Source organism: Acetomicrobium hydrogeniformans ATCC BAA-1850 (genome assembly GCF_000160455.2).
Lineage (GTDB): Bacteria > Synergistota > Synergistia > Synergistales > Acetomicrobiaceae > Acetomicrobium > Acetomicrobium thermoterrenum.
On the sequence record NZ_ACJX03000001.1, the window covers coordinates 530410 to 552500 of the forward strand.

At 44.8% G+C, this 22091-nt stretch carries 21 protein-coding genes and 2 rRNA genes (1 of these 23 running past the window's edge); 3 read left to right on the forward strand and 20 right to left on the reverse strand.

Features of this window, described 5'->3' with window-relative positions; translation table 11 throughout:
- Positions 1 to 2: 2 nt before the first annotated feature.
- From HMPREF1705_RS02610 to ltaE, 14 genes are all read right to left on the reverse strand, one after another.
- A complete protein-coding gene (locus HMPREF1705_RS02610) occupies positions 3 to 299 on the reverse strand; it encodes a PG0541 family transporter-associated protein (RefSeq protein ID WP_009200254.1) in 297 nt (98 codons plus the stop codon).
- Positions 296 to 3400, reverse strand: a complete 3105-nt coding sequence (locus HMPREF1705_RS02615) for an efflux RND transporter permease subunit (RefSeq protein ID WP_009200253.1) — start codon at positions 3398 to 3400, stop codon at positions 296 to 298. The genes HMPREF1705_RS02610 and HMPREF1705_RS02615 overlap by 4 nt, the downstream gene beginning before the upstream one ends.
- The gene (locus HMPREF1705_RS02620; protein WP_009200252.1) at positions 3397 to 4551 is read right to left on the reverse strand and encodes an efflux RND transporter periplasmic adaptor subunit; all 1155 of its coding nucleotides are present in this window, start codon (positions 4549 to 4551) and stop codon (positions 3397 to 3399) included. The genes HMPREF1705_RS02615 and HMPREF1705_RS02620 overlap by 4 nt, the downstream gene beginning before the upstream one ends.
- Positions 4548 to 5918: a TolC family protein gene (locus HMPREF1705_RS02625; protein WP_009200251.1), complete on the reverse strand. Its 1371-nt coding sequence runs from the start codon at positions 5916 to 5918 to the stop codon at positions 4548 to 4550. The genes HMPREF1705_RS02620 and HMPREF1705_RS02625 overlap by 4 nt, the downstream gene beginning before the upstream one ends.
- Positions 5915 to 6478 (reverse strand): TetR/AcrR family transcriptional regulator, encoded by a 564-nt coding sequence (locus HMPREF1705_RS02630; protein ID WP_009200250.1) that lies wholly within the window; start codon positions 6476 to 6478, stop codon positions 5915 to 5917. Before HMPREF1705_RS02630 ends, HMPREF1705_RS02625 begins: the two co-directional genes overlap by 4 nt.
- Positions 6479 to 6745: 267 nt before the next feature.
- Positions 6746 to 7141 (reverse strand): 30S ribosomal protein S9, encoded by a 396-nt coding sequence (gene rpsI / locus HMPREF1705_RS02635; RefSeq protein WP_057940649.1) that lies wholly within the window; start codon positions 7139 to 7141, stop codon positions 6746 to 6748.
- Between the two features lie 58 nt (positions 7142 to 7199).
- Complete coding sequence (rplM, locus tag HMPREF1705_RS02640) at positions 7200 to 7637, reverse strand: 50S ribosomal protein L13 (protein WP_057940650.1); 438 nt, start codon at positions 7635 to 7637, stop codon at positions 7200 to 7202.
- Positions 7638 to 7865: 228 nt separating this feature from the next.
- On the reverse strand, positions 7866 to 8900 hold the full coding sequence (locus HMPREF1705_RS02645) for a nicotinate phosphoribosyltransferase (protein ID WP_057940651.1): 1035 nt from the start codon (positions 8898 to 8900) through the stop codon (positions 7866 to 7868).
- Between the two features lie 5 nt (positions 8901 to 8905).
- Positions 8906 to 9139 (reverse strand): preprotein translocase subunit SecG, encoded by a 234-nt coding sequence (gene secG, locus HMPREF1705_RS02650; protein WP_009200242.1) that lies wholly within the window; start codon positions 9137 to 9139, stop codon positions 8906 to 8908.
- Positions 9140 to 9270: 131 nt separating this feature from the next.
- Entirely contained in the window at positions 9271 to 9864 is a 594-nt protein-coding gene (gene rdgB, locus HMPREF1705_RS02655; protein WP_040347723.1) for an RdgB/HAM1 family non-canonical purine NTP pyrophosphatase, read from the reverse strand.
- A gap of 44 nt (positions 9865 to 9908) precedes the next feature.
- Positions 9909 to 10544 carry a GerMN domain-containing protein gene (locus HMPREF1705_RS02660; RefSeq protein ID WP_009200240.1) on the reverse strand — a complete coding sequence of 212 codons (636 nt, stop codon included), beginning with the start codon at positions 10542 to 10544 and terminating at the stop codon, positions 9909 to 9911.
- 21 nt (positions 10545 to 10565) lie between these two features.
- Positions 10566 to 12047 (reverse strand): N-acetylmuramoyl-L-alanine amidase family protein, encoded by a 1482-nt coding sequence (locus HMPREF1705_RS02665; protein WP_234945466.1) that lies wholly within the window; start codon positions 12045 to 12047, stop codon positions 10566 to 10568.
- Between the two features lie 130 nt (positions 12048 to 12177).
- Positions 12178 to 13548 (reverse strand): TldD/PmbA family protein, encoded by a 1371-nt coding sequence (locus tag HMPREF1705_RS02670; RefSeq protein ID WP_009200238.1) that lies wholly within the window; start codon positions 13546 to 13548, stop codon positions 12178 to 12180.
- Positions 13548 to 14567, reverse strand: a complete 1020-nt coding sequence (gene ltaE, locus HMPREF1705_RS02675) for a low-specificity L-threonine aldolase (protein WP_040347721.1) — start codon at positions 14565 to 14567, stop codon at positions 13548 to 13550. The genes HMPREF1705_RS02670 and ltaE overlap by 1 nt, the downstream gene beginning before the upstream one ends.
- Positions 14568 to 14724: 157 nt before the next feature.
- On the opposite strand from ltaE, the gene HMPREF1705_RS02680 reads away from it, so the two are divergent.
- Positions 14725 to 15444, forward strand: coding sequence for a formate dehydrogenase accessory sulfurtransferase FdhD (locus HMPREF1705_RS02680; RefSeq protein ID WP_050767840.1), 720 nt, complete (start codon positions 14725 to 14727; stop codon positions 15442 to 15444).
- Here HMPREF1705_RS02680 and HMPREF1705_RS02685 read toward each other — a convergent pair.
- From HMPREF1705_RS02685 to HMPREF1705_RS02700, 4 genes are read right to left on the reverse strand one after another with little or no spacing between them, the layout of a single operon-like run.
- Positions 15367 to 16257: a PHP domain-containing protein gene (locus HMPREF1705_RS02685; protein WP_057940652.1), complete on the reverse strand. Its 891-nt coding sequence runs from the start codon at positions 16255 to 16257 to the stop codon at positions 15367 to 15369. The two genes, HMPREF1705_RS02680 and HMPREF1705_RS02685, sit on opposite strands and share 78 nt — an antisense overlap.
- Before the next feature lie 7 nt (positions 16258 to 16264).
- Positions 16265 to 16765 carry a chemotaxis protein CheW gene (locus tag HMPREF1705_RS02690; RefSeq protein ID WP_057940653.1) on the reverse strand — a complete coding sequence of 167 codons (501 nt, stop codon included), beginning with the start codon at positions 16763 to 16765 and terminating at the stop codon, positions 16265 to 16267.
- Positions 16766 to 16778: 13 nt separating this feature from the next.
- Positions 16779 to 17333, reverse strand: coding sequence for a phosphodiesterase (gene yfcE / locus HMPREF1705_RS02695; protein ID WP_040347719.1), 555 nt, complete (start codon positions 17331 to 17333; stop codon positions 16779 to 16781).
- Positions 17334 to 17341: 8 nt separating this feature from the next.
- Complete coding sequence (locus HMPREF1705_RS02700; protein WP_009200232.1) at positions 17342 to 18358, reverse strand: homoserine dehydrogenase; 1017 nt, start codon at positions 18356 to 18358, stop codon at positions 17342 to 17344.
- A gap of 132 nt (positions 18359 to 18490) precedes the next feature.
- Here HMPREF1705_RS02700 and HMPREF1705_RS02705 point away from each other — a divergent pair, with 132 nt between their 5' ends.
- Entirely contained in the window at positions 18491 to 19300 is an 810-nt protein-coding gene (locus HMPREF1705_RS02705) for an oxygen-binding di-iron domain-containing protein (RefSeq protein WP_009200231.1), read from the forward strand.
- A 110-nt stretch (positions 19301 to 19410) separates the two neighbouring features.
- Positions 19411 to 20154 carry a methyl-accepting chemotaxis protein gene (locus HMPREF1705_RS02710; RefSeq protein ID WP_242603504.1) on the forward strand — a complete coding sequence of 248 codons (744 nt, stop codon included), beginning with the start codon at positions 19411 to 19413 and terminating at the stop codon, positions 20152 to 20154.
- 112 nt (positions 20155 to 20266) lie between these two features.
- On the opposite strand, the gene rrf is transcribed toward HMPREF1705_RS02710, so the two are convergent.
- Together rrf and HMPREF1705_RS02720 are read right to left on the reverse strand one after the other, a co-directional pair.
- Positions 20267 to 20382, reverse strand: a 5S ribosomal RNA gene (gene rrf / locus HMPREF1705_RS02715).
- Between the two features lie 55 nt (positions 20383 to 20437).
- Positions 20438 to 22091 (reverse strand): 23S ribosomal RNA (locus HMPREF1705_RS02720); it runs 1344 nt beyond the window's last position.

The window sequence follows — 22091 nt, forward strand, 5'->3', positions numbered from 1 at the left end:
AATTATACCATAAGCTCTCCATCTTGTACAAAGACACGCAAACCAGCATGATGAATCGCTCGTCGTTGCTTCATCTTCTTAAGCTCTTCGGTTAAATACCAAGCCTTTCCGGCATTTTCCACTACGAGTATGGCCCAATTCTCACCAGGCCAAACTGCATCGGCCCAATGTGTACGACATCCGCGGTGATGGCCCAATACATGTCTCCATACAGTATAGCCGTCGACTTCAATCGACTCCAGTAATTCGATTATTTCGGGAGCTATGCTTTGATTGCAAAATATCCAAACGAACTTCATCGTGACGTTCCTCCCTTTGCCTCAACAAACCTCGGTCGTCGGCGTATCTTTTCCTCGACCAAACTGTATACTACCGGAATCAACACCAGGGTAACCAACGTCGAAAAGGACAAACCGCCAATGACCGATACCGCCAAGGGCCTCCATATCTCGGCACCTTCTCCCTGACTTAAAGCCATAGGCAACATGCCCAATACCGTAGTAAGGGTGGTCATTAAAATTGGCCGCAGCCTCCTTGACCCTCCTTCTACCAAAGCATCGTGCATAACATACCCCCTGGCACGAAGCAAATTCACGTAATCCACCAAAACTATTGCATTGTTAACCACTGTTCCTATCAACATGACTATGCCCAGCAGGCCCTGCAACGAAAGATATGACCCGGTTAACAACAACGCTCCTACCGCACCCGTTAAGGCAAAGGGAACGCTAAACATTATGATGAAGGGGTCCAAAAATGCTTCGTATTGCCCTGCCATTATCATGTAAACCAAGACAACCCCAAGCAAGATCAAAAGACCCATTTGCAAAAACGTTTCTTTCATATCTTCAACATCGCCGGTTATTTCCGTCCTCATTCCGGCGGGCAACTCTATTTCTTTAAGTGCCTTTTCGATATCCGTTGCAACATTGCCAACGGAACGGCCTTCAGTATCAAGCTCTATAGTGATGTAACGTTGCCTGTTTTTTCTGTGAATTTCCGGAGGCCCTAATTCTTCTTTAATTGTTGCCAAATTTGTCAATCGAATCATATCCCCCGTCACCGATGGCACAAGCAACTTATTTAAGGTATCCCAAGAATGCCTTTGATCAGGTTGCAACCGCAGCCACACCTCGTAGTTATCCTCTCCTTCCCAATAATCTTCATCCAACTGAACGCCATAGTAATAGGCCCGTAAAGCTTGAGCAACGTTACTCGTCGGAACACCCAACAGTGAAGCCCTTTCTTTGTCTACGTCGACCCAAATTTCCGGCCTGCTTGCTTTTTGGGTAATTTCTATATCTACAGCTCCCGGAATTCCTTCGACCCTTTTCTTTATTTCGTCTCCAATTTTGAGCAATTCATTTACATCGTCTCCGTACAACTCAATTACTATCGGCTTGGAACTCCCGCCAGCCATGATAGGCGAACTGACGTTTGCGCTTACCGCTTCAAAACCAGCCTTTGCGTTTAAATATTGCCTTACTTGAGCTGCCACTTGAAAGCCCGAGCGCTCTCTTTCTCCCTTAGACACGAGCTCGATGCCAACAGTACCAGTATTTGATGATTCTCCCCTTAAAGCACTCATACCGTCTCCGAAACTGCCTCCATATATGTAGACGTTTTCAAGCTCCGGGATGTTATCCAATGCGTAAGCCATGACATCTTTTGCCACTCTTTCCGTCTCTTCCACCCTCGTGCCTTCAGGGAGCCTGAAATTAACGCGTACACTTCCCGTATCTGACTTTGGTATTAACTCTGTTCCTATGCGGGTAAAACCTACAACTGTAAAAACTGCACAGAGCAACGCTAATCCTATGATCTTTTTTCTGTTGCGTAAAGCCCAATCAATTAACAAAGCGTAATTGCGCTCAAGCAAAGTCAAGATACGCTTGGAATATCTATGAATGAAAAGCTTGTCTTCTTGAGATTTAAAAGTCTTACTTCCAACCATCGGTATAAAACTTAAAGAAACGACCAAGGATGACACTATAGCAAGGCTCATGACCACCGACAGAGAAGAGAAAAATATGCCTACCAAGCCTGTAATAAATATCAACGGCAACAGCACGGCCAGAGTCGTCAGCGTGGACGCTATTAAGGAGCTCCCCACCTCGCCTGCGCCTAACATGGAAGCGATCTGGCGCTTTTCCCCCATCTTAATGTGATAAATAACCTGATCTGTCGTAACAATTGCGTTGTCGACTACCATGCCGCAAGCAACCGTAAGAGCCGACAATGTCATTAAATTAACGGTGTATCCCAAGATTCTCATAGCGATAAACGTAGCGATCAACGAAAAGGGAATGGCTCCACATACCGCAAGCGTTCCTGGCAATCTGCGCAAAAATACATATGTTACCAGAAAGACCAGGACAATGCCATATAGCAGGGTAGTGGCCAATTGTTTAAGTGAGTTCAGTATAAACTCCGATTGATCGTAACCGATGACGTAATCCACATCGGAGGGAAATATAGATCCTTTAAGCTCTTCCAGGCGGGCCTTTACGCCATTACTGACTTGAACTGTATTGGCATCGGTGTTTTTTGTGATCATCATAACGACGGAACGGGCACCGTCAAACCAACCAAAGGTAGACGCGTCCTTGTATCCGTCCTCCACGGTCGCTACATCCTTGAGATACACGGGCTTACCGTCGGTGGTGCCGACAATAGCGTAACCTATCTCGTTTACCAGTTTATACCTGCCCGGCACTCTTATCTGATATTCCAGCATTCCTTCTTTAAAGCTTCCTGCAGGTAAATTGAAATGTTCCTGTTGCAATATACTTGCAATCTGTTGGGCTGACAAATTATATGCCTTTAGCTTCTCTGCATCCAACAGTATCTTTATTTCGCGCTCCTCCCCACCGAAGACAGAAACATCCCCTACTCCCGGAACCTGTTGAATAAGCTTGCCAACATCGTTTTCCACAAAATGATACAGTCCGGGGAAAGTCGGTCCTGCCTTAAATATGACTAACATGACGGGCATGGCACTGGAAGTTACTTTTATAAGTATTGGATCATCAGCATCATCGGGAAGCCTTCTTCTTATAATGTTTACCTGATCCCGGGCATCGCCCATCCTGGCATCCAAATCCTCTCCCCACTCAAATCTGAGGACAACGGCAGAAGCTTCGTCGCTTGAAGTCGAGGTAATCTCGTCAAGACCTTGAATAGTGGCCATTCTGTCCTCCACTTCTTCCGTAATTTCCTGTTCGACGTCGCTGGCAGCAGCTCCCTCCCAAGTGGTAATGACAAGAATTTCGGGAGGCTCGAATTGGGGCAAAAGATCGACCTTTATTCCGATAAAAGAGACGGCTCCCAATAGAAGTACGGCGAAGAAGAACATTAGGGTGGCAGTAGGTCTTTTTACCGCTATTTCCCAAAGGTTCATTGACCTACCACCTCCACAGATACCCCGTCTCCAATGGCGCGAACAACAGGCGATATTACATTGTCTTCCGCTTTAAGTCCTTCAATAATTTCTACCAAATTACCGCTCTCTATGCCACGTCTAACGAAAACCTGCTTTGCCTTTTTATCGGGCGTTACAACGAAGCAATACCATTCACCTGTTCCCGGCAATTGTTTTACCGCCTCCCTGGGAAGGGAAAGTCCTTCATGCTTGCCTACTATGACCTCAGTCCTGGCGAACATCCCTGGCTTTAATATTCCTTCAGATGAAAGCCACACTTCAACTTCTCCGGTCCTTGTGACCGAATCAAGCATTGGGCTAATTCGCACCACTTCGGCCTCAAAAGTCATGTTTGGAAATGCATCTACTTTTACAAGGGCAACTTGCCCTAATTTAATCCTTGGATAGTCGTTTTCCGTTACCGTCCCAATTATCTTAACTGTTTCCTGCCTTGAAACCGTAAAACAAGTACTCCCGACGCTAACGGTATCGCCAGGATCTATATGTCTTTCAGCGATAACTCCGTCTACGGGAGAGACGATACTGTGATATTCTCTCATAATTTGAAGCTGCCTCAGCTGGGCCTGGGCCTGATCGAGCTGCCTTTGGGCCTGCTCGAGTTTGGCCTTTTCCACTTCATACTGTCCTTCTATTTGATCCAACTGTTGGCGACTTATAACTTGCTCCTCATATAAATTTTTATAACGCACATAATCTTTCTCAGTGGTCTGCAATTGACTTTTTGCCTGCGATATCGCAGCCCTTGCGGCAGCGACTGCAGCCTTAGCCTCTTCAATTTGTCGGTTGACCAGGCTATCATCTAATTTTGCCAAAGGGTCACCCTTTTTTAATTCCGATCCGACATCAACATAAACTTCTAAAACTGTCACGTTATTGGTCACTTTAGATGTAATCATTGCCTTTTCTTGCGGCTCTACCGTTCCAACAAAAGTTATGATATCCTCAAATTCCATTAAAGTTGGCTTGACTACGGAAACGTTTATCGCACTCTGTTGGGGGGTTGGCACACCAGGCTGCTCGGTCGTTTTGTCATTGCTAAACACCCTCAGACCGATTATTGATGCTAAGGCTACTGCTATTACGGCTATAACGACTGTTTTGATCTTCATTTAGCTACCTCCCCATTCACTGCTTCATTTTCATTAAGATCGTCAAACACACTTTCATCCATTATGCCCATTGCATAGATCAGGTCGCTGTAAGCTGAATAAGCGTCATATATTGCATTTACAAAGTTGGTATTGGCATCCGTCAACGCCGTTCTTGCATCTAAAACGTCTATGTTAGTGCCCACTTGCTCGACATAACGTCTCAACGCCATTCGATAATCCTCTTCTGCTATAGTGACTTGATCCTCGGCTACGCGAACGCTTTGCAACGCCGATTCCAAGTTCTGCCACGCTGTGGATACCTCTAGACGAATTTGATTCCTGAGATCATCAATCCTGGCAAGTAATTCCCGGGCCATAGCCTTATTTTCCTCTATCTTGTTCTTTACCTCTCCCCGATCGTACAATCTCCAAGAGGCGATGATCGATACATTCCAGTCGTCCTCATTTGGGAAAAACTCATCTTCGTAATAAGATACCTCTCCCTGCAGATATATATTAGGCCTTGCCTGGCCCGCAGCAGCTTTGGCCAGCTCCTCTGCTGCTTTTCTCGAGTCTTCCAAGGAAACCAGCTCAGGGCGATATTGAAGTGCAATGCTATAAGGATCTATCTGCGGCAATATTAAGAGAGATTCTTCTTTAGGAGCTACTTCAGGAACCATGTCATGTGAAAGCGGAATCCCGACAGCCTTTTCCAGAGCACTTAAGGCAACTTGTGTACCATTTTTAGCCTGAATTAAATTCAATTCGGCAGACGAAACATCGACTTGAGTTCTAAGGACTTCATTGATGGCCACAACACCTTGATTGTAAAGCGATTGCGCCTGTTTTAAATGCTCTAGTGCCAAATCATAGCTTTCCTGAGCAACTTGTAGCTGAGCCCTCGCTCTCTGCAAATCGTAATAGGCGTTTTGCACATCATTTCTGATTGTTTGTTTAGTGCGTAAGACATCTGCCTCTAAGGCTTGACGATTCAACGTGGCAGCCCTTAACGAAGCCTCAAGGCCGTCACCGCTGTAGAGAGTATGCGTCAGGGTTAACGCTGCCTTGTAGGTATCTCTGTACTTCGAATCCGTCATACCTCCTCCGTATTGGTGCATATACGTTAAGCTCGAATCAAGCCTAGGCGCCAATTGGGAGGCACTTTGCAGTTCTTGAGCCCTCACCTGATTGAGCTGCTCCTGTGCTGCTTTTAGTACGGGATTATGCTCTTCTGCTATTGAAATTAAGTTGTCCAAATTATACTTGACATTGGATTGAGCATCTTGCCCCCAAGCGTTTTTATCCATAACAAGCACCAGGAAAATCAAAGAGCAAAAACCTATTATCAATAAAAAACGTCTTTCCATGAATTTTGCCACCTTCATTGCTCATCTCCTCTCATAACCAAATCGACTATTTGTTTCCAGCTATCTATAACTTCATCAGTGTCCAAAACACTACCTTGGCATAATAAAAGACCGAACACGACCAAGCGCAACAGTAAAAATACAGACTCTTGTCTCTCGTCAGCCAAATCGATGCACACTCCTTCGTCCATCGATTTTTTTATACATGAGGCAAGGTCTTTTGCCATATTCTTAAATTCTTCTTTCCCCCGTTTCGCCTGAATCAAAAGATCCATCCAGATAAGCATGGTCTCGGGGTCTCTTTCAAAGGCCATTAAAATGAGCATGCCTCTTCTCTGTATAAACTCCTTGGCATCAGTTGCGTCTTCGAAGGTCGACTTAAAAATATCCTTCATTCTATCAATTTCCAACACTAAAACAGTGCTATACAGCTCAAACTTATCGCTAAAGTGCCAATATAAAGCCCCTTTGCTAACGCCTGCTTTCTTTGCAATGGAATCTACGCTAGTCCCGTGAAATCCCTGTTGTGCAAACAAATGGCGCGCTGCGCTTATGATGCAGTCTCTGGTGTCCTTCAAAACTCAACCTCCCGACTATTCAGTCTGGAGAAAAAGGATAATCTATTTGCCGGTTTTTGTAAAGGGAAAAAATATGAGTTTTAATTTTCAAAATATTGAATTCCAATACATCGATAACTCGATATAAAAAATTAACTTGGTTGCAAAAGATTACAGACGGAGAATCACGATCTCCGTCTGTGTGGTTTGTAACTATCGCTACAATATTAATCCTTTGCATCTATCCGTTGACCGCCAAGCCATAAATTGGCGAAAAACGAATTAAATTTACCTCTTTGAGTATTGATAAAGTGCCCTTGCCTTTCTTCTCCCGAACTTCTTTCTTTCTACCATTCTAGGATCGCGGGCAAGGAGGTCTGCTTTTTTCAATACAGGCCTCATTTCAGGATCTAAGGACAACAAAGCTCTGGCTATTCCAAGCCTTACCGCTCCGGCCTGACCGCTTAAACCCCCGCCTTGAGCTTTAATGAATACATCTATTTTTCCTTCCATTCCGGAAACTTTTAGAGGCTCCAAGGCGTGAAGCCTCCACAATTGCCTTGGAAAATAGTCTTCAATGCTTCGTCCATTTATAACGATTTGTCCCTCTCCGGGACGAACACGTACCCTAGCAATTGACTCTTTTCTTCTACCTGTACCCCAATAATACGTTGGTGACGACAAAGATCTCTTCCTCCTTTTTAATAAAAACTTTTAAAAATTACATAAACAAAACAGAAACTTAAATATCCAAAGCTTCTGGTTTCTGCGCTTCATGAGGGTGATCGGGGCCGGCATATACTTTCAGCTTCCTATGATATTTTAGCTTATTGCGAGGTAACATCCCCTTAACGACCCTCTCTATAAGACGCTCGGGTTTTTTCTCCAGAAGCACATTGTAGGGCGTAGATTTAAGTCCTCCCTTATACCCGCTATAACTATATACAACTGATTGGACGCCCTTCTTGCCGGTCAGTTTTACATTGGCGGCGTTAACGACAATTACAAAATCCCCTGTATCTACATGAGGAGTATAATTCGGCTTATGTTTTCCCATCAATATGGGAGCGATGCATGCCGCAAGTCTTCCCAAAGGCACATCGGTAGCGTCTATTACATACCATTTACGCTGTTGTTCCACCTCTTTCGGCTTCGTCATAAAAGTCTTGTATCCTTGCATGTGAAGTTCCTCCTTAACTTTCCTCGCAGTAAAAAACCCTCTACGATCGATAATATATTTTATTCGGCTGATACTGACGATACTTTACCTATACAACAAACACAAAGCGCATAATTTTCTCAAACGACGAATTCTCGACAGCGGAGTTATTCTATCCAACCTTAGCCCCTTATGTCAAGAAATACACCACAATCGGACCTTGATAGGTTAAACATGGCCTTTGTTTTCTTACAAAAATCTCCTAAGCCTTGGATTATCCTCTATGCCAGGCAATCTGCCCCTTTTCGCGATGGGTTTTCCGTCGATCATCTTGAGATCCATCGTCATATCTCTCGGAGTTCCATGAGCTATATAACTTCCAACTCCAAAGACATCTGCACCTGCATGCAAAAGTAACTTAATCCTTTCAGGATTGAGGCCACCGGAAACGACAATTTTGACATGGTTAAATCCCTCGACGTCCAATCTCCACCGAACCTCTCGTACCAGAGCAGGCGATACCCCTCCGCGCTCTCCGGGAGTATCCAAACGTACGCCGTGAAGATCTTTCTTTAATGCTCGCGCAACCAAGAGCGATTCTTCGGCTTCGTCTTTAAAAGTATCGACCAAAATAATCCTTGATTCTCGCTCAGGCAATATACTATTGTATAATAACGCGGTTTTTACTGTATCTCCCACTATCAACACAGCAGCATGAGGTATCGTTCCTTGCGGTTCTGCCTTGGCCATCTTTGCTCCCAATATACAACTCGCGCCTGCACAACCTCCGGCATCTAAGGCAACCCTCTCCATAACGGGGGCAACTGCCGGATGAACATGCCGAGCTCCAAAACATAATACAGGTCTTCCATTTGCTGCTCTAACGCATTCCCTAGCAGCGGTTGCCCACCCGCTCGATGCTGCTAAAAATCCCAAAATCACTGTTTCGTACATTCCAAATGCACTGTAGAGACCGTGAATTCTGCACACCACTTCCTTAGGAGAAAAAGACATTCCCTCATCTAAAGAATAAACTTCTACGCCCTTGCCCCGTAACAAAGACAAAACCTCAGATAGACCGGCAAAAACGCCTGCTTCTTTTGAAAATATTTCCGCAACCACCGGCACATCCAAGGTGCCGTTTTCTCGCAGAAGATCCCTTGTTTTGACAAAATAAACGTCGGTCGTATATCCCGCCATAATTTCATCGTGATTGGCGCTGTAGAAAGGCCTTGAGCCCAACTGCAAAGCGCTTACATCTTCGAAAAATTCTATATTCTTCATATCCTTCACCTTGCACTCATCATGACCAATATGAGGGAGGTGACCATGAACGAAGCAAGTAATAGTACTGTTACTTTGCTTAAACCGGAAAGGCGCTGCCACTGCCCGCCTGACATATCAGCTTGAGTGCCGCCGCCAAATACGCCGGCAAAACCGCTCTGTTTTCTTCGCTGTAACATTACAATTCCTATCAGTGCAACAGCTATCAGTATTTGCAAAAGAGATACGAACAAAAACATCTTTAGTGCCCCCTATGCCTTAACTATGTTTTTATGATATTTTACTTTATAAATACATAACGTTACTTTCACAAGCTCAAACTTTTGAGCCTACCACAACGATTTTTATAGCGCAAAAGCCATTCGAATAGTTATTTTAGCACACTTCGAGCATTAAGCATATCACAAAGCGCTCTCACGGCAACAGACCTGTGAGAGACGCGATTTTTAATCCCATGCCCCAGTTCCGCGAATGTTTTATCGTAACCCTTGGGAATAAATATAGGATCGTAACCGAATCCCTCTGCGCCTCGCCCGGAAAGGGCTATTTGTCCATAACAGAAACCCGACACCAACCATACCTGGTTCGTTCTGGGCAAAACTAACGCCAGAGAAGCGACAAACCGCGCCTTCCTCTCTTTCATGTCAACCATATTATTTAAGACCCATGCAATTCTGGATTCATCATCTTCTGCCACTCGTGAAGAATAAACTCCAGGACTTTTCCCAAGTGCATCTACTTCTAATCCGCTGTCATCGGCCAAGGCCGGCATGCCTAGAGCTTTGGCCCAAACCGAAGCCTTGAGAAGAGCATTTTCCGAATAGGAATTACCGTACTCCTCAACATCAATGTCCATTAAATCGGGGGCAAATACCAATTCTACAGGCGCTTCACCGAACAAAACGACCATTTCGTTATATTTGCCTTTGTTTTTGCTTGCAAATACTACTTTATTATTGACCAAAGAGCAATCCCCCCAGAGACAAAGGACGTCATAAAAACTTATAATCAAAATTTGGGCGCCAATCGCCATGTAACGGAAAGATCCACAGGATCTGTCATTGCGGCATCTTTACCCTCGATCAAAAATTTTACTTCTTTGATTGGATCGAAATTATCTATGACAGTCCGAAGTAAGGCTGTCATAAAAAGCAATGCTCTCTCTCTGTCGAGCTTTTGCAAAGATGAGTAAAAGGGGGTGTTCATGTCTAAATAAAGAATTTCTCCATTGCGAAAGACATGAAGGACGCGACTGTTCCCATCGACAAGGCCCTTGGCCGCCATCAGTGACAGCCACTTTTCAACACTGGAGGTGACATTTTCTTCGGGAATACTCGGAACTATCCTATAACCGACCACGCTTAGAGAGCCGTTATCCGGCAGAAAAAGCGTTACTTCGGCTATATGGGTCCCAAAGTCATTAATTTCATCGAATTTTTGTGCCTGTTCTTCCATGGAAATAGTTTGTTGAACGTTCAATTTCTTGCCAAATATTCTGACAATTAGTCCCGAACCATAATAACCCAAACCAAACAAAATCATGATAAGACATGTCCATGCGATTATTCTATATGGTAAGGGAGCTTTTTGGGGAACTTTTTTTTGTTCTCTGTCTCGTCTTCGCGGCAGTTCATTATTATCCATGAAAAACGACCCTCCTAAACCTCACATATTGCGTAAATACGACTCTATACCATCAGCTAAACTTTCAGCAAGCCTTTTTTGATAATTGGGATTAGCCAACAAGGCGGCTTCCGATTTATCCGTCAAAAAACCCATTTCAACTAATACTGCCGGCATTGTCGCTCCTCTTAAAACAAAAAAGGGCGCCTGGGCCACTCGGCGCATATTTAAACCGGAATTTTTGCCCGCCTTAAACAAAACTTCGGCAAAGGATAGGCTCTGCTCTATCTTTACATTTTGCTCCATATCTCCTAATATTTGTAACAAAAGTTTCGTACGCTTATCGGCTATACTGTTAGCATCCGTAACCCCTTCTCCCAATTCCTTGTTTTCTATAAGTGCAAGTTTCATGGCATCCTCGTCGCTAGGCAAGGCCATTATATAAATTTCGATTCCCTTAGCGGTTCTGCCTGCAGGCAGGGCATTGCAATGTAAACTTACAAACAAATCCCCATCCCAATCGTTTGCCAACTTCGTCCTTTCGTCCAATCGAAGGTATATATCGCGCGAACGAGTGAGGCGAGCGCTAATGCCCCGTTTTTTAAGCACATTTGCAAGACCCTCTGCAACTTTAAGGTTTATATCTTTTTCTTTATAGCCGTTTGCAACGGCACCAGGATCCTTGCCCCCATGACCTGCATCTATGACTACTACAGGAAACGTCGCTTTTTTATTTGGCGCGTATACTTCAACGCTCTCTTGTGAAGCGGGAGCCAAAGAAGGATTCCCCGAAACTTTAAGAGACGGACTCTCACCCCTCTTTGTCCCGTAGCCGAAGAAATCCACTACGTATCTGGGTGGAGAAGGAAGACTAAAGTAAGAAATTCTGTCAGATTTATAAAAAATGTCAATGACCACCGCACCGCCTTTTTGCTCAACGGCAATCTCAGGAAAATCTCCGCTTTTAATATCGTCTCCGTAAACCTGATCGAGGGTAAATCCTTCAAATCGAAGAGTCAGCTTGTTAGGGGAACTTCTATCGACAAAGGGCGATGCCTCAGAGGATAAATCGATAACTAACCTCACTCTATCCTCCCACTGTCCCCAGCGCAATCCTTTAACTTTATTCCGCGATACTATGGTGTTACTGTTTTCTTTAATGACATTTTTCGAAGGCACGTTTGCATCCTTCCCAAGAATAGGGATAACGGCGGCACTCTGGCCCTTGTCCTCCTCTGACTTGCCAGCCCATTTTAGTTCTTTGTCATCGCCAACCAGAGGCTTCAATAATTTCAACGCAGTATTTGCTTCCAACCACCAATGCCCTTCTTTGTATAAAGGCATAAAGGGAAGGGGAATAATATTATGACCATTGCTTTTTGCCATAGATGCTCCTATAACTAACTCCAATGAACTGCCGTTATTTCGGGCCAAAAAGGTCTTATCGTCAGAACTTATCTTGAAACTCAAGATACTGGCGACTACGTCAATTGGAACCAGATCATGGCCATCATCATTTATCACCGGGACATATCCCACGTTCTCAATCCCATGCCACAAAATCCATTTTTCCCCGGCGTATCCAATTGTAGCCAAGGCCAAACAGCAAAGTATTACGAAAAAATATGTAAAAAAAACCCATTGCTTGTATCTTTTAATCGCCTGCGGTCGACACATCATCGATCACCAACGATGGAGACCCAACACTGCCATAAAATTTCAGATCCTCTCCAACTCTAACTATCCGATTCAAAATATCGTAAATATTACCGGCCACGGTCATCCCGGAAAGGGGCCCATCTATTGATCCGTTTCTAATATAAGCCCCTTTTATTCCCAAAGACAAGTCTCCCGAAACAGGATCAAAGGTGTGAAGCCCCATCAACTCCGTCACGTAAATTCCAGTGTTTAAATCTCCATAGAGGTCCCCTGCTTTGCCGATTCCCGGAGTTATGAAGAGATTAGATGCACCCACATATGGTATAGAGGCAGGACTTCGAACGCAATTGCCCGTTGAGGAAACTCCATCGATTCTCGCATGTTCCAAATTGTATAAAAAACTTGTCACTACTCCCTCAGAGAGCAATGTCGTCCTTTGGGCAGCGACGCCTTCGCCATCGAAGACATAACTGCCCATACCTCTTTTTATGGTTGCGTCATCCACTAAGCTAATGTGACTCGGAGCTATCATACGTTCCCTTTTATCTGAAAGCCAAGATTTCCCTTTATGGACATTATCTGCCAAAAAAGAATCTTCCAACATGGAAACCAGAGATGCTGCTGTTAAACTGTCCAGAAAGAGAGTATACTTACCAGTCTTAAGAGGCTTGCCACCCAGCGTCATGGATGTTCTATGCACGGCATTTTTGGCTATATCAGAGTATTTTAAATCGCTCAGATAACGTTGTTCTTCACCAAAACCGCCCATCTCTATTTTATCACCATCTTCCATTATCAACGCTACGTCAAGCCTTACGACGCTCTCATCCTGCCACCCAATAGCCCCCACACTGGAAAGATAAAGGGTTTCTTCGTAACCTTCTCCGTAAAAAACCTCCCTTATTGACGATACCCTTTCATCCAATTCACGTACTTCAGCGGTAACAACAGAACATATCTTCTCTCCTCTACTGAAGCTCATGCCGTCAATTACAAGCGGATCAAAAAGGTCGTGGTCCTCTGTAAAATCTAAAATCTCTAAATTCAAACCGATGTGGGGATTAGGATCGTTGTTCTTACAATTAAAAATTGCCCATTCGATTACCCTGTTTACGGCATCTTTGGACAGATGATTAGAACAGGCAACTCCCTGTCGACCCTCGGCATCGATTACTCTCACGCCCATAGAAAGATTCTGGCCCTTAATTTTTTCGTCCAGCCTGCCATCCATGAAAGAGATAGAACAGGATGCATTTGCCCTATACAGTATATCGGCCTCAGCAATGTCCTTTTGGTCGAGCAGTCTTTTCACTGCCCGATAAGCAACCTCCTCTACAAGCTCCCTTTGGGGCAAACTTTCTTTCATCAGGACAACTCCTCTAGTATGATTTTGGCAGCCATCTCAACATCTTCAAAGGTTACGTCGCGATGAGTTACGAGCCTGACCCTGGGAAAAGTAGGATTGAACAATAAACCCCTTCTTTTGCAGCTATTTGCCAGCTGGATAACATCTACATCATCATTCAGATCGAAGTAAACCATATTGGTCGGTTTGAAAACGTCGACGACCTTTACACCGCCATTTTTCAAGATATCTTTTAGGACTTTAGCTTTTTCGTGGTCATACTTCAAATCTGCATAATTGTTTAAAGCTATCAGGCCAGCAGCTGCTATAACGCCAGCCTGGCGCAAACCTCCGCCCACTCGTTTTCGCCAGTGCTTGGCTCTGTTTATATAGTCCCTTTTTCCACAAATGAGAGAGCCAATCGGAGCCCCCAACCCCTTCGACAAACAAAATTGGACGGAATCAACAATTTCCGTGTATGTTTTAGGTTCAACTCCCCAAGCTATTGCAGCGTTGAATATTCTGGCACCATCTAGATGCACCAAAAGACCCTTGCTTCTTGCTAAATCTACCACCGACGAAAATCTATCAGGAGAAATTGCAATGCCGCCACAGGCATTATGCGTATTTTCCAAGCATAGCAATTTGGCAGGAGTGTAATGTACATTTTCATCCCTGCAGTATGACAATATTTCATTGTGGTCAGGAATACCTTGATCATCGTTCACGCAAAGAGGAACAAGGCCTCCTAACGCCGACAATCCCCCACCTTCGTTATTATAAATATGGCTTTTAAACCCCAAAACGACTCCCTCACCTCGATTGCAATGCGTAAGGAGGGAGACCAAATTTCCCATAGTTCCGGAACAAACGAAAAGCGCCGCTTCGTGACCTGTAATCTCAGCAGCAAGTTGTTCTAATTCGATTACCGTCGGATCTTCACCATAAACGTCATCCCCGACTTTTGCTTCAGCCATGGCTTTTCTCATTTCATCTGTAGGCTTTGTAACGGTATCACTCCTCAGGTCGATGGTAGACATCATATATTCCCCTTTCATAAAACATGTAAGTTTTTTAAAATTGACTCAAGTCGCAGTATAGGAGATAAAATCTACGGTAAATATTAATTATAATACATGCTATCGGCATAATTGTCTTCATCATTGAATAACGATACTACCTGCGGAGGGATTAAACTTGTTTAGTGATGTGAATTATTTTAGATTTTCCGCTAAAGAGAGAGACAGTGCTTGCAAGGTAGACCAGGTCGCGCACGAAAAAGATATTGCAATTTACGTAAACAAATCTTACTACACATCCCTACGAGCGACGCTGAATGATACAAAAGAATTGGCCATAGGTCACTTATTCTTTCATGACGTGGTTAAAAGTCATGACAATATAGAAGATATTGAAAACGAAGACAAGGCAATTGTAAAGGTCGAATTGAAACCTTCTTCATCCTGCCAAAATAATGTGCTCGAATATATAGATGTAAATTGGACAGTAAGCGCAGATGCAATATATGGTGGTATTGCGCTTCTACAAGAAGCCCCCCTTTATAGAAAGACAGGAGCATTCCACGTAGCCATTTTAATGCACCATAAAGGTTACAAATACTTTTTATTGGAAGATATATCAAGGCATAATGTAATAGAAAAGGCTATAGGTAAAGCAATACTTGAAGGGATAGGAAGAGAAGAATACATGTTATTGTTTTCAGGAAGACTAATGCATGAATTGGTAAGAAAAATATTGATCGCCAAAATACCGATAATAGGAGGTATTTCTGCCACCACATGCGAGGCGATAGACCTGGCCCAAAAATACGGAGCTACATTAATCGGTTTTATACGCGAAGGAAGAATGAACGTTTACACTCACCCCGCCAGAATTATCGAGTTTTTTCAACGCTAAAAAGGTAAGTTTTTCAGGAATAACATGTTCCGGAACATCAATTCCCATTTCGACATCGGGCCTGTTTTCTCCATGAAAATCGCTTCCCGCCGTAGGATTTAATCCGAACTTGGCCGCTAATTTTAGAAAACCAAATATTTCGTCGGCACTGTGATGGCTGGAATAACATTCCAATCCCCAAAGCCCCGCATCCTTAAGCTTTCTTAATAAAATGTCGAAGGGTTCGGAATCCAGGTAAATTTCCCCGGGATGAGCCAATACCGATATCCCTCCTGCGTTTTGAATTAAAGCTATACATTCCTCAGGACTCAACGTTTTCCTGGGCACATAAGCCAACGCTCCTTTGCCAATAAGCCTATCGAAGGCCTCTCTAAGGCTTGAAACATACCCCTTCTTCATAAGAACCCTGGCTATATGTGGTCTTGCAATTACATCCCCTTCGGATTCCCTTATAACTTCCTCAATAGATATGTCATATCCTAGCGTTTTAAGCTTTGCGCACATCTTTTCATTTCTCTCGTCTCTCAATTTCCTCAGAGCTGTCAACTTCTCCTGGAACTCAGGAGAATTATAAAACATGCCATATCCTAAAATATGAACGTCGTCATAATACTCAGCAGATAACTCAATACCGGGTAAACCCGGCAAATTATGCTTTCTACAGGACTCCTCGAACTCTTGCAAACCGTCTGTCGTATCGTGATCCGTCAAAGACAATAGAGAAATGGCCCTTTTCTTTGCCCTTATAACCACATCCGACGGCGACAATGTGCCATCAGATGCAGTCGAGTGAACATGTAAATCTACCAACATCGGTTTTTCACTCTAAGAAATTTTTAATTTCAAAAACAGAAGCAACATCCAAAAGAACGATCAAATCCCCTTCCTTAGTTCTAACGATACCCTCTAAATATTCCTTTGATATTGCAGAATCGATGGAGTCAGCACTCTCTATTTGATGGACAATCACCGATCTTACCTCTCGCACAGAGTCAACCATAATACCGAACATGATATCTTCCTCTTCGATAACAACTATCCTTGAATCGTTCTTCCGCTCAACTTCCTTTCGACCCATTTTGACGGCAACATCCATGACCGGGATAACCGTACCCCTTAGATTGATAACCCCGCAAACGTATTGAGGCGCATTAGGAACTCTAGTTATGCTCTCAGGTATGCGAACTATTTCCCTGATCTTAGAAACCTCTATAGCATAATGTTCGCCGAACAAATCGAACACTAGCAACGTCATCTCGTCCGTACCTTTGGTATCTTGATAACCCTCTTTTTTCGTCGATATTTCTTCCTTAACCGTCATTGATATCTCCCCCTTACGTCAATCTCCAAGGCTCAAAACGCAACAAATCACCCTTCAAAGACAAAAGACTGATTCCCTTCTCATCCACTATGGCCAATGATGGAGGTTCGCCACCTTTTGGTAAACTTGCAGATCCCGGATTTAGAAAAACAGTTTTTCCCTCGCAGATAACAGAACTAATATGAGTATGCCCAGTAAGCACCAAATCGGCCTTAAAGTCAAGCGCCAAACCTTTATACCTTTCAAAAAATGTTCCGTGATGAGCGAAGACGAGTTTGCCGTCCAACCATAAGACACAATAGGGATAGGATACAGGCCACTTTATCATGGCTTCATCTATATCCGCATCGCAATTGCCCTTAATTATAATGACGGGAACATCAGAAGAGTTTATCTCTTCTGCCAACTCTTTAGGGGCATACCCATCTGGAAGAGGGTTTCGAGGGCCATGATATAACACATCGCCGAGATGTACGATCAAATTTACGTCTTTACAAATTTTCTTGGCAAGCCCCCAGGCTTTAACGCTACCATGGGTATCGGAAATTACGGCAAACTTGAAAGACACAGAGAAATTCACCTGCCCTTTAACGATAATAGGTCTCTCAAAAGCGAATAAGATGTCTCTTTTGGACCAGACCCAGAACCGCTAACGCATATTTCACCAATCATATCGGTCAAAAGCAGTGCCCCCACAGAAAATCCCTCCAGATAAGCTAAAGGGTGGCCCATCGACAAAATTTCAGGGTTCACCGTAATATCGAGATCATCAGCATTTATCTCGACTCTCGAAAGGAGCTTTAGTTTGCCGCCCCTTCTTTTGGCATCTTCTATGGCTTGAGTAGTAACATTCCTTATTCCTTTAACGTGAACCTGGCTCATCCCCACATTCAAGCCCATAAGACTCTTAGCCACGATCACTGTCTTTGCCGCGGCCTCCAATCCATCTATATCAACCCAAGGATTTTGCTCTGAAAGACCCCTTCTTTGCGTTTCTAGGAGAGCTTCATCAAAAGAGCAACCCATTTCCATTATGCTTAAAATATAATTACACGTACCGTTTAGGATTCCCTCGAACCTTTTTATCCGACATCCAGGTAAACCGTCGCGCACCAAAGAAAAAAGAGGAGTCCCAGAGAGAACGGTAGCTTCGTAAAGTACTTTAACTCCCATCTCAAGAGCTTCGTCCATAATTTCATCGAAATACAGACTCATCGCTGCCGTATTTGCAGTAATTACGTGCTTGCCCTTTTGAATAGCTTTAATTATAATGCTTCGAGCCGGTTCTCCAAGATCAAAATCAGAGGGTGTACAATCAACTAAAACGTCGTAATTGATATCTCTTAGCATTTCATTAGAGTCTTGTATAACTGAGCAGCCTCCGCGACTCAGGGCATCTATTCTTCCTGTTATCGACTCCCACCGAAGCATGTCATCAACATCGATCCCATGAGGATTGTAAATGCATCCGCGACTTTTAGTGGCGACCCCTACAAGGGAAATCGAGGCTCTTTTTAGCATATCACTTTTCCTGCACAATAGTTCACAGAACGCTCTCCCAACCCTTCCGCATCCGAAAAGCAAAACATCCATAGTAGAGATCGCCTCCTACTTTTTAGCCCCCTCAGGATCATAGTCAGGCAAAAATAATTACAAATTTCCCACAAAAAGTGTATCATAATATTTCGATATTTATAATATTCTCAATAAGGAGGAGATCAGTAAATGTCGTCAGTAAACTCTATTAAGTTATACGATGACGGTAGGGTTCAATTCTATATGTTGGGATGGGAAGAAATTGAAGACGAGGGGTCGGTTCAAACCAATCAATATATGCTGTTAAGCGGAGATGAAGTAATTTTGATGGATCCGGGAGGTGCTCACGTATTCCCTCGCGTCTTGGCAAACGTCTCCGAAATCGCAAACATCAACAAAATAACCCATATATTTTACTCCCACCAAGACCCCGATGTGTCATCGGGTGTCATTCTCTGGCTTTCTATGTTGAACAATAAGGTAAAAGTGCATATACCAGGGCTATGGGTGAGATTTTTACCTCATTTCGGAGTCTACAATCAATCCACTATATCACCTATACCCGATGGTGGCGGTGAACTCACGTTGAGAAACGGACACAGGCTGGAGATTATACCAGCCCACTTCCTCCATTCTACAGGGCAAGCCACTTTATACGACCCAATTTCAAAAGTGCTTTTTTCAGCCGATATCGGCGCGGCCGTTTTCCCTCCGGGCAAAAGATATCCCATAGTAGAAAATTTCGAAAATCACGTTAATTATATGAAAGGCTTTCATGTCAGATATATGGCCTCAAATCAAGCTTGCAGGGCTTGGATAAACCTGATTAAAGATAAAAACATAGATATCATTGCTCCGCAACATGGATCGGTTATAAAAGGCAGAGAAATGATCGGTAAATTCCTTGCATGGTTGGGCAATCTCAAGTGTGGTGTGGATATAATAGACGAAATATACTCTACTGGTGGAAAGAAAGCCCTATCCTCCAAATATCGATAAAAAGTGGGTGAAATATTATGGTGCAACGCCAGGTCATTAATAGTTTGTCTTCATCTCATTTTAGTTTCATGCTCATGCACTCCTTCATGAGTCAAATGGATGAAGTGTTAGTGCGACGCGTAGAAGATACGAAGCACGAACTTGCCAACATTGCGAGTGAATTTTCTAATTTGAGCAACCAATTTAAGGACATGGTGGAAGAATTTGCTCTAAAACGCGAGGAGGCCGACAAAAACGTTAACGACATACGAGATATTAACGAAAACCTCATCGAAGAACTAAAAAAATCCGGCACAGACCTAGAATCCATGGATGATGAAGTAAAGGCGACGATCGATACAACCTATTCCACGCTGAATTCTTTCTTAGAAATAGAGAAAATATCCAAGGAGATACAGAGAATAGCAAAACAGACGAACCTCCTTGCTCTCAATGCATCGATTGAGGCAGCGCGTGCCGGAGAGCACGGTCGTGGCTTTGCCGTTGTGGCAAGCGAAGTGCAGAAACTGGCATCGGAATCGAAAAATGCCTCCGAAGGAATTTCGAAAAGGATTGGCGAGATATCACAGTCAGTCGAGGAATCCATGCAAAGCATTATGAAAATAAGCCAAATGTTTCAGGTATTACAAAATTCTCTTCACAACTTTCTTGAATTTCTAAACATGAACAAAACTTTTTTCGAAAAATTATCCAGATTCATATATGAATCTGAGGAAGAACTTCGGGACAGCTCAATGCAGATGAACGAATCTGTAAAGGTGCTATCTCAAGCGCAACAGCGCTTTGAAGCCATGAGCGGCATAATTTCATCCATAGTAAAAGCACAAAACAACTTAAAAAACATTTCCCTCTAACCAGACAAATCCGAACAGGAAGATCCTTCCCCAGAAAAAAAAGAAGACGAGCCCTTCTCGTCTTCTTTTTTCATCTCTTTCGCCTCACCATGGAGGCAAAAATAAAGCAGGCACATGGCAGCGACCTACTCTCCCACGGGTACCCCCCGCAGTACCATCGGCGCTGGAGGGCTTAACTGCCGGGTTCGGCATGGATCCGGGTGTTTCCCCTCCGCTATGGCCACCATATGCCTGTTTCAAACCTTTACTCAAAAATCGCTAGGGAAAGAGGAAAAAAGTATTTAAGGACAAGGCCTCGGTGTATTAGTACCGGTCAGCTGCACCCCTCTCGGGGCTTCCACCTCCGGCCTATCTACCCTGTCATCTCCAGGACACCTTACCTGGCTTCCCCAGTGGGGGGTCTCATCTCGAGGGAGGCTTCCCGCTTAGATGCCTTCAGCGGTTATCCTTTCCGAACATGGCTACCCGGCTCCTGCAGCTGGCGCCACAACCGGTACACCAGAGGTTCGTCCACTCCGGTCCTCTCGTACTAGGAGCAGCTCCTCTCAAACCCCCTACGCCCGTGGTGGATAGGGACCGAACTGTCTCACGACGTTCTAAACCCAGCTCACGTACCGCTTTAATGGGCGAACAGACCAACCCTTGGGACCTGCTACAGCCCCAGGATGCGATGAGCCGACATCGAGGTGCCAATCCCCGCCGTCGATAGGAACTCTCGGGCGGGATCAGCCTGTTATCCCCGGGGTAGCTTTTATCCGATGAGCGACGGCCCTTCCACTCGGAACCGCCGGATCACTAGGACCCACTTTCGTGCCTGCTCGAGCTGTCGCTCTCGCAGTCAGGCCACCTTATACCCTTACGCTCTTCAGGCGATTTCCATACGCCTTGAGGTGACCATCGCGCGCCTCCGTTACTCTTTAGGAGGCGACCGCCCCAGTCAAACTGCCCACCTGACACTGTCCCGCCTTCGCGGTTAGAACCCCAGCACATCAAGGGTGGTATCCCAAGGACGGCTCCACTAAGGCTAGCGCCTTAGCTTCACAGCCTCCCACCTATCCTGTACATGACGTACCAAAGTCCAATATCAGGCTACAGTAAAGCTCCACGGGGTCTTTCCGTCCCACCACGGGTAACCGGCGTCTTTACCGGTCCCACAATTTCACCGGGTCTCTCGCTGAGACAGCGTCCAGATCGTTACACCTTTCGTGCAGGTCGGAACTTACCCGACAAGGAATTTCGCTACCTTAGGACCGTTATAGTTACGGCCGCCGTTTACCGGGGCTTCGGTTTAGAGCTTCGCCAAATCGCTTTGGCTAACCCCTCCCCTTAACCTTCCGGCACCGGGCAGGTGTCAGGCCCTATACATCGGCTTTCGCCTTTAGCAGAGCCCTGTGTTTTTATTAAACAGTCGCCTGGACCTGGTTTCTGCCACCCGCTTCGGCTTCCCCTGTTAAAGAGTACACCTAACGCGGGCACCCCTTCTCCCTAAGTTACGGGGTCAACTTGCAGAGTTCCTTAGCGAGAGTTATCCCGTCCACCTTCAGTCTGCTCAACCAGCCCACCTGTGTCGGTTTAGGGTACGGGCACCCTGGCTCCTCCCTAGAGGCTTTTCTTGGCAGTGCAGCGTCAACGCCTTCGTCTTATAATTAAGACTCCCCATCAGGTCTCGAGGTTAACGAGCTCTCGGATTTGCCTGAAAGCTCCCCCTACTCCCTTGGACTGGGCATTCCATCGCCCAGCGCGCCTAGCTCCCTGCGTCACCCCTTCGGTACAAACGTTGCCAAGGTGGGGCCGGAATGTCTACCGGCTGTCCATCGGCTTCGCCCTTCGGCTACACCTTAGGTCCCGCCTAACCCTGGGCGGATTCCCTTCCCCAGGAACCCTTGGGCTTCCGGTGAGCAAGTCTTTCACTTGCTTTAACGCTACTCATACCGGCA

Coding starts and splice junctions, on each gene's coding strand:
- HMPREF1705_RS02610 (WP_009200254.1), bottom strand. CDS start 299: ATGAAGTTCGTTTGGATATTTTGCAATCAAAGCATAGCTCCCGAAATA.
- HMPREF1705_RS02615 (WP_009200253.1), bottom strand. CDS start 3,400: ATGAACCTTTGGGAAATAGCGGTAAAAAGACCTACTGCCACCCTAATG.
- HMPREF1705_RS02620 (WP_009200252.1), bottom strand. CDS start 4,551: ATGAAGATCAAAACAGTCGTTATAGCCGTAATAGCAGTAGCCTTAGCA.
- HMPREF1705_RS02625 (WP_009200251.1), bottom strand. CDS start 5,918: ATGAAGGTGGCAAAATTCATGGAAAGACGTTTTTTATTGATAATAGGT.
- rplM (WP_057940650.1), bottom strand. CDS start 7,637: ATGCAAGGATACAAGACTTTTATGACGAAGCCGAAAGAGGTGGAACAA.
- HMPREF1705_RS02645 (WP_057940651.1), bottom strand. CDS start 8,900: ATGAAGAATATAGAATTTTTCGAAGATGTAAGCGCTTTGCAGTTGGGC.
- secG (WP_009200242.1), bottom strand. CDS start 9,139: ATGTTTTTGTTCGTATCTCTTTTGCAAATACTGATAGCTGTTGCACTG.
- HMPREF1705_RS02660 (WP_009200240.1), bottom strand. CDS start 10,544: ATGGATAATAATGAACTGCCGCGAAGACGAGACAGAGAACAAAAAAAA.
- HMPREF1705_RS02670 (WP_009200238.1), bottom strand. CDS start 13,548: ATGAAAGAAAGTTTGCCCCAAAGGGAGCTTGTAGAGGAGGTTGCTTAT.
- ltaE (WP_040347721.1), bottom strand. CDS start 14,567: ATGTCTACCATCGACCTGAGGAGTGATACCGTTACAAAGCCTACAGAT.
- HMPREF1705_RS02685 (WP_057940652.1), bottom strand. CDS start 16,257: ATGTTGGTAGATTTACATGTTCACTCGACTGCATCTGATGGCACATTG.
- HMPREF1705_RS02690 (WP_057940653.1), bottom strand. CDS start 16,765: ATGACGGTTAAGGAAGAAATATCGACGAAAAAAGAGGGTTATCAAGAT.
- HMPREF1705_RS02700 (WP_009200232.1), bottom strand. CDS start 18,358: ATGGATGTTTTGCTTTTCGGATGCGGAAGGGTTGGGAGAGCGTTCTGT.
- HMPREF1705_RS02705 (WP_009200231.1), top strand. CDS start 18,491: ATGTCGTCAGTAAACTCTATTAAGTTATACGATGACGGTAGGGTTCAA.